The following is a 14,861-nucleotide window of genomic DNA, read 5'->3' on the forward strand; positions in this document are numbered from 1 at the left end:
TTCCGGAACAGAGAAGCGCTCATGCTAGCGGATTACGGGCAATTAGCGCTTGGTCAGCTCGTTGTAAAGTTCTGGGCGGCGATCGGCGAGGTAGGAATTGGCGGTTTTGGCAGCCAGCAGTTGCGGGTGTTCGAGGGTCGCAGCAATCAAGGTTTCGTCCTGTTTGGCCAGGGCAACCTGCCGGCCGTTGGGGGCGGCGATACTGCTTTGACCACAGTAATGGATATTTCCTTCATGCCCGCAATAGTTGGCGTAAGCCACGAAGCACTGGTTTTCGAAGGCGCGGCAGCGCACGGTGACATCGGCGATAAAGTCGTAGGGCACCATGTTGGCAGTGGGCACCACAATCAGTTCTGCACCGGCCAGGGCCAGACGCCGGGCATTTTCCGGGAACTCCAGGTCATAGCAAATCAGCAGGCCGAGCTTCCAGCCATTGAGCTCGACAACCGGGAACGCATCGGGACCCTGGCTGAACATGGAGTGATCGAGTTCACCGAACAGATGGGTCTTGCGGTAGTTGCACAGGCTTTTGCCATGGGCATCGATCAACTGCACGCTGTTATAGATGTGCCCGTCGGCACCGCGCTCGGGGTAGCCGTACACGATCGCCTTGTTGGTGGTTTTGGCCAGCTCGGCAATTTGCTGCGCAGCGTCGCCGTCGTGGGTCTGTGCGAGTTCGGCCACGGCCCTGGCGCCGATGTTGTAGCCCGTGAGGAACATTTCGGGCAGCACCAGCAAGTCGACATCTTTGGATTGCCGCGCAATATTGCCTAAGCGCTGCAGGTTGCCCGCGACATCCAGCGGCAGGGGCGGGCATTGATAAAGGGCGACGCGCATGGGGTTCTCCGGTGTAAGTGCTGACTGTTTGTGGCGGTGACTTCCATAACCCTTGGGTCAGCCAGACTCAAGGGTCATGGGAGTATCACGGCGGTGTTCAGTCCGGAAGGGCGATCGGGCCGATTTCATGGAATACATCGCCTGGCCCCGGGTTCTCGGCATGGGTGCTGCCGCCGAAGTGGGTCATGATGCCCCATACCGCATTCAATGAGGTCTGCACCGCGCCTTCCACCCAGGCCGGTGTCCAGGACACATCATCGCCGGCAATGAAGATTCCGCGCTGCTCGTCGGGTAAATCCTGCTGCATGAAGTGTGCATACATGCGCTGGTTGTAGCGATAGTGCCCTGGCAGCGCCCCTTTGAAGGCGCCAAGGAAGTGCGGATCGGCTTCCCAGGACACGGTGATCGGGTCACCAATGATGCGGCTGGCGATATCCACCTTGGGGTAGATTTTCTTCAGCGAGTCGAGCGCCAGTTTCACGCGCTTTTCTACGGGGTGTGGCAGCATTTTAAGTGCATCGCTCATCCACGAATACGACAGGCAGATGACCCCCGGCTTGTTGTCGCCGTTATCAAACAGGTAGGTGCCACGGGTCAGGCGATCGGTGAGGGTCATGCTCATCAGGTCGCGGCCGGTCTCCGGGTCTTTGTCTTTCCAGAACGGGCGGTCGACCATGACAAAAGTTTTCGAGGACTGCATGTAGCGTGTGCGGTCCAGGGCCATCCACACTTTTTGCGAGAACAGCGATTCTTCGCATTCGATCTGGGTGGTCAGCAGCCAGCTTTGGCAGGTGATCAAAATGGCTGCATGGGAGCGCACTACACCGAGGTTGTCGGTGACGCAGAACTGTCCGTCAGATGCGCGGGAGATGGCTTTGACCCCGGTGCGCGGGGCACCGTTGTGCAAAGAACTGAGGCTGGTGCCCTCGGGCCAGTGTGCGCAGCGCTCGGGTGTATGACGCCAGATGCCCAGCGGGACTTGCTCAACTCCGCCAACCACCAGGTGTTGATGGTCGTCACAGTTGGTCATCACGACACGAAAGATCTCGAGCATCGAATTCGGGAAGTCGGAGTCCCATCCGCCAGTGCCAAAGCCGACCTGGCCAAATACCTCACGGTGCTGGAACGACAGTTTGGCGAAGGCTTTTGACGTGGCGACAAAGTCGTAGAACGTGCGGTCGTCCCACAGCGGAACCAGAGTGTTCCACAGCTCTTTGAGGCGAGGTACGTCACGGTCGCGGATGGCTTGCTGAATATCACCAAAGCGCGAACCTGACTCAAGGGCATCGGCCCAGGCGTCGGCGACTTCCTGGAACAGTGCAGGCAAGTCCGCCATTTTCTGTGCGTAGAAAGTCTGGCCTTCGAGGTCGATAACGGTGCTGCCCGACGCGGGCGTCAATGGGTTGGGGAACGGTTTGGTTTCCAGTCCCAGCTTGTCGACGTAGTGGTAAAACGCGGTCGAGGACACCGGGAAACGCATGCCGCCCAGCTCGGCGATCACCCCTTCACTGCCTTCAAAGACCTGCGAGCGCAGGCGTCCACCCATCTTTGAGGCTTCATACACTACGGGTTTGAGGCCCAGCTTCATCAGCTCGTATGCCGCTACCATTCCGGCCATGCCGGCGCCGACGATCGCGACTTCGGTCCCCAGCTTGTCGGCCGGGATACTGCCCAGGCCTGCCGGGTGTTCAATCCAGTCATCAAAGGCAAACGGAAAGTCCGGGCCGAAGATGGTGATGGGTTTTTTTCCGTCGATGGGGTGGCGATTATTCTTGTTCATGGCTGACCTGCTGGCGACCCGCGTTTAACGCTGAGTATAGGAAAAGACAGGCACCATGATAGGGAGCGCAGAACACGTTAATAAGGCGCAATGTGTCGTCGTTATGACTGTTTATTGGTCAATGTGACGAATATGGACTGCATATTGTTGTGTAGGACGGTTGAAAAGTTACCCGCGGTCGACTTTGCTGCTGAGAATGATCGAGGTGGTGGTTTTTTCAACACCTTCGACATTGCCAATCTGATCCAGCAATTGATCCAGCTGCTCGGGAGAGTCGCTGCGAAGCCAGGCCACATAATCGAACTCGCCACTGACTGCACACAGTTGCTGGACCTGGGCCATGGCGCTCAGGCGTCTGACCACCTCTTTGCCCGCGCGCGGCTGCACGGTGATGCCCACATAGGCCTGCAGTCCGCCATCAATCAGTCGCTGGCCCAGGCGAACGCCATAGCCGGTAATCACTCCGGTTTTCTCCAGTCGTGCCAGCCGCGAGGTCACCGTGGTGCGCGCGATCCCCAGCTGGCGAGCCAGCATTGCCACGCTTTCGCGGGCATTGAGTTGCAGGGCCCCGATCAATTGGCGGTCGGTTTCATCCAGCGCGGGCGGGTGGGCATCAGACAAGGGAGGGCTCCTGTGGCATTGGTGACGCGGGTGGTCATGGTACATGGCCTGACGGCTCGTGGTTGCAGGTGCAATAGATCAGCCTGTTGTTTTAAGCGTTAGGGACTTTCAGATGGCGGAAGAAGTGTCGGCCGCAGGCGAGCCAGCGCTGCTGCGCTGGAGTCAGAAACACGAAAGCCGCGCAGTGCGCGGCTTTGAGTATGGTGGGCCCAGTAGGACTCGAACCTACGACCAAGGGATTATGAGTTGCCCAGCAACGCTGTAAGCTCAGTAAAACCGGCCGTAACCTAGCGTAGGTACGCTTATCTACAAGTAGCGTGGTTACTGGGGTTGAGCGTGTTTAAGCGTAATCGGCAGAAACTGACGTGTGTACCGATGCTGTACCTTTTATGAGGTTGAATTCGGAAAAGGTACAGACCTCAGATGCCATATGTTGTTGCAGCATCGCCATTTGGGTCCAGGGTTGAGTAGCAGAGCATTCGGAGTTGCTCTAGGTCCGCGTCGGCTAATCGAAGTAATGACTCATACAGCAAGTGGCGCCAGTAGTTAAATGGTGTTCTTCTCTCAAATTGCTTCCTCGCGCGGGATTTGGTTACGATGGAATGTTTAAAGGCTGCTAGATCTCTACAGTCTAAATCTTCTGCAAGCTTTTCCTGTAAAGTAAGAAACTCTCCTTCAACACGCTCCTTGACTCGATAAACCTCATCCCAAGTCGTAAGTTTGTTTTGGTTTGTAGGGGTTAGAGGCGCCATAACCCAAGTAACAATTGGCGAGATATCTTGGAAATCGATCTGTAGACTAACTTGTCCTTGAACACTTTCTGTCCAAGGGTCGAAGCACGTACGCCGCAGCCCCGCTAGATTGTGCAAAAGGTCTTTTGCTAGTTTGGCTTTCGAATTGCACGTGTGACAAATAGGCATCAGGTTGTCGGGGTCGATCCCAAATTGCGGATATTTTTCTTTCGCCAATAGATGGTCATATGGTGCTCGCCATTGGTCATTTGCAGCGACCCCACTCCGTCGTTGCGCGAGATACTCTGTTGCGCATATACCACAGACATTGCCGTTGCCCGGAGGATGAATAGCGCTATAGCGGTTGTAATGATCCTTGACGGTTTCTCCGCAAGCCTCCGTGATGCCGGCAAGCGTAGAGCTACTTTTGAATAGATGTGCAGTCAGGTTCTTCAGCTCGACATTCACTGCCTCTGGAATCTCCTGCGTCGCGGCAATAGGGTCTGTGAAGAGTTGCTTCACGCTAGACGCCGAGCGGACCCCAAGATAGAGCTGATACCTGCACTCATCATCAAGAGCTGTAATGGCCACTGCGAGAGCCTGAAAGCAAGCATCAGTAGCGGGATTTGCTTGAGCTGCAGTCCAAAGCCCAGAAGGGAGGGCTGATTCATCGACGGTTCTCCCGGAGCAACTAGCGAGGACCACTTCACGCAGTAGTGTGTTTAGGCCTCTAAATACAGCGCTCGGGGCAAGTCCTACTCTTACGGGAAGTAACATCAGCCCTCCAAGCGTTGTAGTAAATAGGCGCGCTCCATTGACTCGCCAAGCTGCTCTTCGATCCATTGTCGCTTGTGAGCGTTATCCATATTTACGTCATTAAGGTGGCTGCGAATTTCATCAACTGCCGTTTGTGATATCGCAGAGCGGAGGCCGAAGAATTTCTTGATTAGGACTTCAAACGAAGCCCCAAATGTTTCGCTTGGCGGTGAGGCCACGACCGACTGGCCATCAATCCTCTCGAAGTGATAGACGGCCTTGCGATGCAAGGACGAAATCAAGAACGGCGAGTGTGATGAAATCAAAGCTTGTGAGGTAATGAGGCCGCGCCCCGCCTGCTCAAAGCCGAGGTGGTAACGGGTGCGCCAGCTCGGGTTCAGATGCGTCTCGGGCTCGTCGAATATGAACAATGATTCGGCGTCGCCAAAAAGCTTTACCGCCCCAATCGTGTGGAGCAATTGAGCTTCTCCGTCACTCAAATCGTCGATCTGTGCAAAGTGCTCTCCATCAGACAGCTCCAGTTGGACCACAATAAGCGGCAGCTTACCCTTAATCGGTTTTTTGACATGTTCGTCTAACGCGTCGTCTCGAAGTACTTTGCGTATCTTGGGCGACCATTGCCCAACACCTAATAATTGCAATTTGTAGAGTTTCCAGAACAATCGAGCGGGGTCAGGATATATTTCTCTGAGCTGCCCGACGACATTAGGGTCCATGAAGTCGATTGTGATTTCAGCGCGTAGATAATTGAGCTCGTACAGCTCGTACTGCTCATCTGTAGTCCGGACTGATAGGCCGCGTATGCCCCCGTCCCCTACTCCACGTACTAGCTGTTTGAGATCTTCGATGCTGTCTTGCTCAACAGGAGCGCGCCGTAAGTCGTACTGCAGAACTACTTTTCGCGGATGCCTCAATCGGATTTCTGGCCAAAGCGCATCGCGCTCGGCATCGCCTAATAAACCAAGGGCAGCAACCACTAAATTGGTGCAGTCATAGTCTAGAAACAGTGAGCTCGGCAGCGGCGTGTCAGATTCTCGTGTGCGCAATGGATCATCTATGTCGCTTGCCGATGGAGCACCAAAGATGCCTGGAAAGCGCCTTCTGTACTTATGGTTTATCTCTTCGAAATCGTCCGCATCGACATTAGGTTGCGCTAACTCGATACGACGTCGAGACCTTGTGCACATTACGTCAAAGTACTGCAAGGCATTGCGCATGAAGGAGCGTTGCAGGTTCTCGTTTAGACCGGAGGCATAACCTATTAAACGAGGTAAAGGCAGGTCCGCGAGTACGCAGTATTTCTCAGGTGACCATTTCGCTATAACTTCATCTTCATACATGGCGACCGCAGGTATGGAAGTACTGCGGCAGACCAAAAGTGACTGGTCTGCTTCAAGTTGTACCCTATAGCGGCTAAGTCGTTCCCTGTCATTCCCATCATCTGACCACTCATAGGTCAGATTGAAGCGATACTTTAGGGGTTTTCGAACGCGAAAGTCGGTCCGCTTTCTTCGCTCCAAATAGGCAAAGGCTTCTGCGATGAGCTCCATCAGCTGCGACTTGCCTGACCCGTTCAAGCCAATAAGTACGATTACTTTTCCTGGGGCATCAGAAAAGTCAAACTGCTGATTAGCTAGTCCCTTGTACTGACCAAAGAGTTCAAAGTGCAGAAGCTTCATTTCGACATACCTGTTCCACTTTTGATTGACGCTCGTTTGATCTGGTTGTTTTGCTGCGCGTTGCCGAGCAACACAAGCCCGCAGGCTGGGCTAGAGTAACTGGCTTGCCGTGAATGGGCAGTCGCAAGCTGGTCCGAATGCCTAAGCATATGGATGCTCAAAGCCATGCTTTTGTTTATGTGGTTGGAACGCTGTGGCATCAGGCGTTTTTTCTTACGCGTTTGCCCTTGGGGGCAGCAGAGCGTTGGGCCTTGATGCGAGCCAGAAGCTCGCTGGCAGGTTCGTCTTTGGGGTCTTGAGGCACCAGTTCGCCGCGGAAGGCTTTGGCCAAGATACTTTGGGTTAGATGATTGACGCGTGCCTGGGCGGTTTTTATTTTGGTTTCCAGCTGGTCGGTGAAAGCGAACAGTTGCTCGACACGGCGGACTATTTCTGTTTGTTCTGCTGTTGGAGCAAGGGGGATCAATAACTCGCTAACATCACCGACTCTAAAATGTTTAACGCCTGTCCCCACAGCCATTTCTGCTGCTCGCTCTTTAAATTTCGGATCAAGTAATGCCGTCAGAATGAATTTTGCCGAGGTGCAAGATTCAATTGTCCGGATTAGCATTGTGCGCTGTCCGAGGCATATCTGTTTCCCTTTGGGGATTATTGCGGCCTCGCCCATTGGGGCTTCTCGTGTGAATACGATATCGCCGGATTCAGGCACGCATCGCTTTGACCAATAACGATAGGTGTCGTGATTAACGAATCGAAGGTCATCCCAAATGAACTGGCCATCTCGGATATTGCTTGTGCGGACCAGTGGAATGCCATTTGACTCATATGGCGCAGTTTTGTTATGGCAGTCCACGACTAATAAAACTGTATCTTCGAGTCTTGCCCAGCACCAAGTGTCAGGAAGCGTATTATTATTAGGTATCGGAGGTTTTGCTGTGGAGACACGTCTCTTCACACGACTTGCTTCGTTATGGTCAGGGTTTGCTTTCAACCATGACTCCTTCTGCTCGCAGAGCTTCAAAAGGAGTTTGGGGCCTGACTCAATACTTGAGTGGGATTTTGTGCGCCAGTCAGCGGTTAGGCGGCCAGAGGCGGCGGCGGTGAGGGTGGATTGGCGAAAGCGTTTGAGCAGAGCGGGGATGGAGTCGATGCGGGCTTTGAGGGTGTTGACCTGGGCCAGGAGTTCATCGAGTTTCTGAGCAATATGGGTTTGTTCGACTAAAGGTGGGACCCGGTACTCAGCATCCTTTAAGATTTTAAAGTGTCTTGCATAACCTTTGCCTTCAATCGAAAGGTTGCGCAGAAAAAAATATAAGAATCGCCCATTCATTTCGGGGTTTGGTTTCAGGATTTTTACACCGTCGGCGCCGGGAATGAATGCGAAATCTATCCATTTAATCTCGCGAGTGTGATCGCCAAAAATTATTAATGGATTCTCATCGCTCACTACCAGGCTTTCATCATCCAGATAGCCTGAAACGAATGTTCGTCCTTGATCCACTACTGGAAATTTTCCTTTCGACAGAGCCTCAGCAGTTTTAACCTTTTTTCCAGAAGTTGAAATCTGCGTAAAAACTTCCTCGAAATTGGCAGGCAACCAATTAGCAGGGGCGACATTTTTCATGCTTCATCCTCAACAGCGGAAAGCCCCATGATTTCAGCTAATAATTGCTTCTGCGCCGCCACTTCATCCCCAGCACCCAATGCCTTCATCAACTCTTCCAACTCATGAAGCGCCTCAGTCAGTTCGGCCATAGCCTCGCCAGCGAGCACTTCCGGCGCAGGCAGATCGGCAGCGTCCAGACTGTCAGCATCCTTCAGCCAACTGATATCCAACGAGTCGTCACGCTCACGAATAAAATCGCGAGTAAATACGCGGAAGCGGCTGGTTTCGCCGATACCTTCCACATTCTCGGCGCGTGGGCTATTGCCATTGGCATCCTCACCATAGGCGTCTTCAAAGGGCAGGAGGTGTTGCGCACCAAAAGGCGTGCGTTTTCCGAAGCTGGGCATATTGCTGCGCAGGTCATACACCCATACTCGCTGGGTGCAACCGTGCTCCTGACGTGGGTTGTCCTGCGTCCCCTTTTGAAAGAAAAGGACATTAGTCTTCACGCCATGAGCGTAGAAGATGCCAGTAGGCAGACGCAGGATGGTGTGCAGGTTGCACTTGTCCATCAGGTCGCGGCGCACGTCGGTACCTACGCCAGATTCGAAAAGTACGTTATCCGGCAGCACCACGGCGGCACGACCGCCGGGTTGCAAGCCTCGGTAAATATGCTGAAGGAAGGCCAACTGTTTGTTGCTGGTCTTGTAAGTAAGGTCATCGCGGGTCGGGCCGCCGCCTCCCTTGGCAGTGCCGAATGGCGGGTTGGAGAGAATCACCTCAACCTTGGGTAAGTTGGCGCCGGTTTGGCCGAGGGCGTTGCCTAGGTGGACCACGCCTTCCTCATCGCCTTCCATACCGTGCAGCAGGGTATTCATCAGGGCCAGGCGGCGGGTGCCAGGTACCAGTTCGATGCCGACAAAGGCGCGGTTACGCTGGAAACTGCGAGCTTTTTCGTCAAGGTCGTAGTGATCGTCTGTGTTTGCTTTGATATAGGCATCTGCGGCAATCAAGAAGCCAGCGGTGCCGGCGGCGGGATCCTGGATAGTTTCGCCCGGCTGGGGCTTGATGCAATGAATGATGCTGTCGATCAACGGGCGTGGGGTGAAGTACTGTCCGGCGCCGGATTTGGTTTCGCTGGCATTCTTTTCCAGCAAGCCTTCGTAGAGATCACCGAGGCCATCGCGGCGGGCGCTGAACCAATCAATACCGTCCAAGCTTTTGATCAACTGCTCCAAATGGCGGGGCTCTTTCAAACGGGTCTGGGCATCGGCATAGACGGCGGCGATCAGTGGATCTCTGTTCTTGCCCAGATCCAGCAGCATCTGCCGGTAGTGGTCGAGCAGGTTGAGCCCTGACCTGCCGGCTAGATCCGGCCAGCGGGTACCGTCAGGCAGCTTGTGGCTAAAGCTGTCGTTGTTCTGTACTTGCTCGTACTCCATCTTTACGAACAGCAGCAGTACCAGCTCGGTGACGTAGTCGCTGTAGTTGATGCCGTCGTCGCGCAGTACGTCGCAAAGGTTCCAAAGCTTCTGGACGATGTCGGAGTTGGTCATAGGGGTTCTCAAAATGGGTCAGGTTGCGAACCGAGTAAATAGGCTACTCGGCTCACAGGGTTGAATGGAGGTCCATGGCGCGCTCAGTTTGGCGCTTGCCAGAATGGGTCGTTCTGCCAGTTCGGTGGGAAACCCATAGCTGTCAGATTGATCTCAGCGAACTCGCTCAGCAACTCATGTAAACGTGTATCCCAGCTGGTATGGGGGCTGACCCGACGCATCAGCAGATTGAGGATGCATAGCACTGTGAACATACGGGCGTGCAGTCCTGGATTCTGCAGGTGTTGCGGCCAAAGGAAGTTGACCGTTTTGGGTAGTTCAGGACGAATGCCGAGCTCTCGATTCCATAGTCGTGCGTGATGCGCGCATATATTGCGAATGGTCGTCAGGGTGTGCAGCCAGGACTGTAGCAGTGGACCAGGCAGGGCCATACGTCGTGCGATAGCTTTTTTGTCGGAATCGCGTGCTAGGCCTTTGAATAAGTGCGAGAGCTCGCCAAGGGTGATCTCTTCCATGGCGGCCCAAGCGGGCATGAGATCAGGTGCGTTGTAAGTCAGTGCGTAATGACGCGCATAGCTTTCCTTGGCTCGCAGGTTCTTGAGTTGAACCTTTCGAGCATCCGGTGACTGGGAGGTATCGATGCGCTGGCATTCGCGGACATGGTCCTGACGCGCTTTGTCCTGCTTGCTGCGAATACTGTCGAGCAGCGTTTGATGACGATAATCGCGCTGGAAGAAACGAGTCTCCAGATACCAATGAGCCCCATGTTGAGGCCCCATGTGGTTGCTGATAGCAGCCCTGGCGGCGACTTCAATCCGTTCAATCGAGTCGATAACTAGCAGCCGCAGGCGTCGGTCGAAATCATACAGACGAGTAAGCTCTTTCAAACGCGTACCGGGTCTGAAGCCGTGCTCGGCATCGTCCGAAAGCTGGAAAGGGCGCATGTAAGGTGTCAGGCGGAAAAAACTGACTGCTTCGAGAAAACAGTGCGCCTTTTCTTCGTCCTGAATGGTGAGCCCGCGTTGCTTGAGCAGGGCCAGTTGCGCAGGAATGTCGATGGCGGGCTTGCTGAAAAGCTTCATGGTGAAAAACTACCGGGCATAAAAAACCCGCTCAATTTGTGCTTAGCTGCCGAAGCAACCATAGGCATGGCGGGTGTGTTGCGGGGGAGATTAGGCATAGCAGTGCCGTTTTGCAAGATATTTGGCACTGCAGTGATAAGCGGGCGTCGTGTTTTGTAGGATGTTTGGGATACCTGCAGACCTGCCTCGGCCCACTGCTTTCCCACATGCTCTGGCGTGGGAGCAAGCGTCCTCTGTCCTGGGACTGTGGACGCCGACGGCCTATAAAATATTGAGTGGTCAAGACTCATCCAGCAGCCGACCACAGGTTTTCGTTCAAGGCTTCCAGCACCAGATCCAGTTTCCCACCAAGGTTACGGTCCAGGCCTTTTAGGCCGCCATCGTTCCTGAAGGCGTCACTGACTTGCTGCTGATCAATCACAACTTCATGCACTAGTTGTTTGGCAAGGCGGTCTAGCCAGCGGCGTTGCACGGGTGTCCAGGATTGTAGAGCATAAATCTTCTGCATGGCGATGGCGACACGCTGATCAAACGGTAGCAACGCTTCGCCGATGGCTGCCTGCCGTATATAGCCGATGATGCTGGCAGCGACTTCCTGATTGGTCTGATTGCGCCAGGCACTTTTCAGGCTGGCTTCGCTGAAACCGTGCTGATCAAGCAGCAGGCGCACTTCTCGTAGCTGTTCGCGAGTCAGGTCTTTGGGGCGGTTAACCACGACACCAAGGGCAGCGGACTGATTGAGCAGTTTGTGAATGAACTCATGGAAGCTCTCCAAGTAGTCTGCGGGTTTCTGGTTCTGGCCGTAGTTTTGCTCGCGAACCATCAATTCGTCGGCGTGGGTGGAGATGACCGGGTATTTTTCCGAGCCTAGCAGGGCGCTGACGGCGGCCAGCTGGTTGAGCAGTTGGCTATGTTGGCGAACAAAGTTGGCAGCTTGCTGCGGACCGAGTTCATGCAGGTGGCTGTGTAACTTGGCCGGTTCGACACCCCAGACATCCTGCAGCTCATTGAGTTTTTGTTTGAGGCTCGGTTTGCTCTCGGCCTTGTGTTGGGCTTTGCGCAGGATGCGCATGACGCGTTGACTCAGTTGGTCGAGTACGTCATGGGCGTGGCTGCTGTTTTCTTGGCTGCCGGGTGCATCGTGGCTGGCGCTGCTGCTGAGTTCGCTGACCAGTTGCTCCAGAGAAATTTTTGGGTTTTTTACCAACGGCTTCATGGTGTCGACCGCCTCCAGGCTAGTGTAGAGGTCGACAGGGTCGTAGATGCGGAATACGGTTTTTCCTATTTCGTCGCAACGGCGGGTAGCGCGGCCCTTCATCTGCTCATAGAGAATGCGCGAGCGCACGCGGCGCATAAACACCAGATTGCAGATTTTCGGCACATCAATGCCGGTGGTTAACAAGTCGACAGTAATTGCGATGCTGGGGTGGGGCTCGTTCTTGTAACGGCGAATCAGTTGCTCAACCTTGTCGCTCTGGCCGGTAATGATGCGCACTGTCGCTTCGTTGTATTGCTCGCCGTAGGCGGACTTGAAGGCGTCATCAAGCAGGTTTTTCACTCGTTCGGCATGGGCTTGGTTGACGCAGAAGATCATCGTCTTCTCTTCGCCGAACGGGTCGAGCTCATTGGCCAGCTCGTCGCAGATGACCTTGTCAAAGGCGGGCGTGATTACGCGGCGGTTGAACGATTCGATGTTGAAGGTCAGTTCGTCGTCCAGTTCCGCTATGTCGACTTCGCCGGTCTGGGTGTTGATGACGCTGACCGATTCGCCCTTTTCAAAATGTATGCCGTGCTGACTGAGCTGGGTTTCATAGCGAATCGGTGGCTCGTGATCGATGAGCCAGTCGTCGGCAACGGCTTCCCGATAGCTATAGGTGAATACCGGTTTGCCGAAAATTTCGCTGGTGTGTTTGGCGGGCGTGGCCGTAAGGCCGATGCGGCAGGCATCGAAGTGATCGAGCACGCGACGGTATTGCGAGAGGTATTGGCTGTGATCGCGCACGGCCAGCTCGCCTTCGGTCATCTCTTGGTCGAGCGTGTAGCCCCGGTGGGCTTCGTCGACGATGATGCAGTCGAACTCCCCCACGGGCGGTGGGGTGTCTGAGCGAAAAATACGGCTGACCATGGCTTGTACGGTGGCTACCTGGACGCGGGTTTCCGCTTCTGCAGCCATGTCGCCTAGCTCTTTGATGTCGTATATCTGCCCTAGGGTGTGATTCTGCTCAAGCGTGGTGTCGTTGAACGAGTCGATAGCTTGCTGGCCAAGGGCACTGCGGTCGACCAGAAACAGAATGCGCTTGAAGCGTTCGGTCTTGAGGAAGCGATACATCAGGCCAATGATTGTGCGGGTTTTACCGGTGCCAGTGGCCATGGCCAGCAGGCAATCTCGTTGGTTGTTAGCCAGGGCCTGTTCCACTGATTGGATGGCTTTCTCTTGGTAGTCGCGCAGTTTGAGGTAAGCAAAGCCCTCTACTTCGAGCTTGGCTTCGGCTTCCGCCTGGCTGCGTTTGAGCAGGTCGAGCAGGTCGCTTGGCGTGTGGAAGTCTGGCAGCGGCCGGCGCGTGTTGGCGGGGCTGCGCAGGTCGCGGAACCAGGTGCCGGATTGTTCTGCGAGCTGCTTGATAAAGGGGCGCCCGTTACAGGCGAAGGCAAAGGGCACACGGAAGTGGCTGCAGTCACCATCGTTCCAAGGGTGTGCTTGGCCAGCTTGCAGCCAGGGCTTTAGATGTTCGGGGGAAAGGTTGAACTCGCGGGCATAACGCTCCGCTTGGGGAATGCGGTCGGCGATATTGATGCGTTTACGCTTGGCTTCGACGATGGCTATGGGCGTAAGCCCGGCGAACAGCACGTAGTCGGCACAAGCTTTGGTGCTGCTGGTGGGCCACTCTGCGATTGCCTTGTTCTTACCCTTCTCGGGGCGTGCGCCTTTGCTGTAGGTGAGGTCGAGGGAATCTGCGGCCCAGCCAGCATCGATCAACTGCTGGTCGATCAGGATGCGGGTAAGGTCTTCGGAGAGATCAAAGCTGCTGCTGGCCTGCTGGGTTTTCTTGGCAACCTGTTTGCTGACCTGTGGCTGTGCGGCCAGTTTTTGCTGCAGTACTTTGAGGCTTTGTTCATGCTCGGTGCGCATCTTGTGTAAAGCGGCTTCGTGTTCTGCGGCCAATTGCTTATGGTTGCGAACTTCGGCATCCATCTGCTCGGCGAGCACAGCATATTCCTCGGCTTCGCGTTTGAGCAGCTCGGCGAGCTGCTGGTTACTCTCCAACTGCTGATTGGATTCGCTGAGCTGCGCTTTGAACTGTTCGATCTGGCTTTGCAGGTCGCGTAGTGGGGTGCTGGGGTCGCTGGGTGTGACGAAAGGACCAGGCTTGAAGGCGTAGGCGTTCTTGCCGAAGGATTGGTGATACCAGATGGCCAAGGCACGACCGACCTTTAGCCCATCCATAGCTTCACGATGTTGGGTGCGGAACCCATGGATGGCTCTGTTTCCTTCGACACGTAAGGTATGAAACAAGCTACGGATATTTTGATCCAGCTGGATCTCACGACTGAGCTTGTAGAGCAGGTCGGACTGGGTGGTATTGGTATCAAATTCGATACCGGAGCGGCTGGCCAGGTCTTGGGCTAGGGCTTCGCCAAGTTGGCGCAGTTTGATCAGAGTGGTGTTGGGATCGCTGGCGAATGCCTGCTCGGCCGTGCTCGCAAGCTTTAGGAAGACGGGATCGTGCTCCTGGAGAAAAGCGAAGTTACTGCTGGCTGCCATGGTCGATCCTTCGGTTACGTGTCCAGTCAGAGCGCAAAGTCTGGCTTTGTTATGCGTAAGTGACGGTAGCTTAACCAAGGTAAGACGAGTTTGGCCATGGCACTGTGCTATTCAACAGGCGCCTTCGTATTGAGCTAGCGTGAAAAGTTTTGGTGTTGGTTGGCTCGTCTCTTTTACCTGCTAAGGTTTAATGTGTAGGCATCCTACTTTCAGGGGCCGTCTTAAGAGACGTGGATCGGCGGAAAAAACGTGCTTCCGCAAAGCTATCACTCAAGGGTTTAGATGCGGTCCAAAGGATGATCGAGCGGCAATTCAATATTTAAGACCTCCACGCCCATATCACCCAGTCAAGTGACTACGGAACTTCCTGCATAAGTACGGCAAAGTCCAGTTATTGAGTTGGGCTGTGGCAATAGAATAGGCTTGTAG

At 54.6% G+C, this 14,861-nt stretch carries 9 protein-coding genes; all 9 read right to left on the reverse strand.

Annotated features, from left to right (window positions below):
• Positions 1–42 precede the first annotated feature (42 nt).
• The 9 genes from EQV90_RS05240 to hsdR all read right to left on the reverse strand — a co-directional run bounded on the left by EQV90_RS05240 (position 43) and on the right by hsdR (position 14,432).
• Complete coding sequence (locus EQV90_RS05240; protein ID WP_003444520.1) at positions 43–837, reverse strand: carbon-nitrogen hydrolase family protein; 795 nt, start codon at positions 835–837, stop codon at positions 43–45.
• Positions 838–934: 97 nt separating this feature from the next.
• Positions 935–2,617 carry an NAD(P)/FAD-dependent oxidoreductase gene (locus EQV90_RS05245; protein ID WP_240877822.1) on the reverse strand — a complete coding sequence of 561 codons (1,683 nt, stop codon included), beginning with the start codon at positions 2,615–2,617 and terminating at the stop codon, positions 935–937.
• Between the two features lie 168 nt (positions 2,618–2,785).
• The gene (locus EQV90_RS05250) at positions 2,786–3,238 is read right to left on the reverse strand and encodes an Lrp/AsnC family transcriptional regulator (protein ID WP_010656665.1); all 453 of its coding nucleotides are present in this window, start codon (positions 3,236–3,238) and stop codon (positions 2,786–2,788) included.
• 419 nt (positions 3,239–3,657) lie between these two features.
• The gene (locus EQV90_RS05255) at positions 3,658–4,491 is read right to left on the reverse strand and encodes a hypothetical protein (protein ID WP_240877823.1); all 834 of its coding nucleotides are present in this window, start codon (positions 4,489–4,491) and stop codon (positions 3,658–3,660) included.
• 254 nt (positions 4,492–4,745) lie between these two features.
• The gene (locus EQV90_RS05260) at positions 4,746–6,425 is read right to left on the reverse strand and encodes an AAA family ATPase (RefSeq protein ID WP_240877824.1); all 1,680 of its coding nucleotides are present in this window, start codon (positions 6,423–6,425) and stop codon (positions 4,746–4,748) included.
• 199 nt (positions 6,426–6,624) lie between these two features.
• Positions 6,625–8,049, reverse strand: coding sequence for a restriction endonuclease subunit S (locus EQV90_RS05265; protein ID WP_240877825.1), 1,425 nt, complete (start codon positions 8,047–8,049; stop codon positions 6,625–6,627).
• Positions 8,046–9,587 carry an N-6 DNA methylase gene (locus tag EQV90_RS05270; protein ID WP_240877826.1) on the reverse strand — a complete coding sequence of 514 codons (1,542 nt, stop codon included), beginning with the start codon at positions 9,585–9,587 and terminating at the stop codon, positions 8,046–8,048. Before EQV90_RS05270 ends, EQV90_RS05265 begins: the two co-directional genes overlap by 4 nt.
• 83 nt (positions 9,588–9,670) lie before the next feature.
• A complete protein-coding gene (locus EQV90_RS05275; protein WP_240877827.1) occupies positions 9,671–10,669 on the reverse strand; it encodes an Abi family protein in 999 nt (332 codons plus the stop codon).
• A gap of 286 nt (positions 10,670–10,955) precedes the next feature.
• Positions 10,956–14,432, reverse strand: coding sequence for a type I restriction-modification system endonuclease (hsdR, locus tag EQV90_RS05280; protein ID WP_240877828.1), 3,477 nt, complete (start codon positions 14,430–14,432; stop codon positions 10,956–10,958).
• Positions 14,433–14,861 lie beyond the last annotated feature (429 nt).

The sequence above is a fragment of the Pseudomonas sp. TMW22089 genome (assembly GCF_022496645.1).
Taxonomy (GTDB): Bacteria; Pseudomonadota; Gammaproteobacteria; order Pseudomonadales; family Pseudomonadaceae; genus Aquipseudomonas; species Aquipseudomonas paraversuta.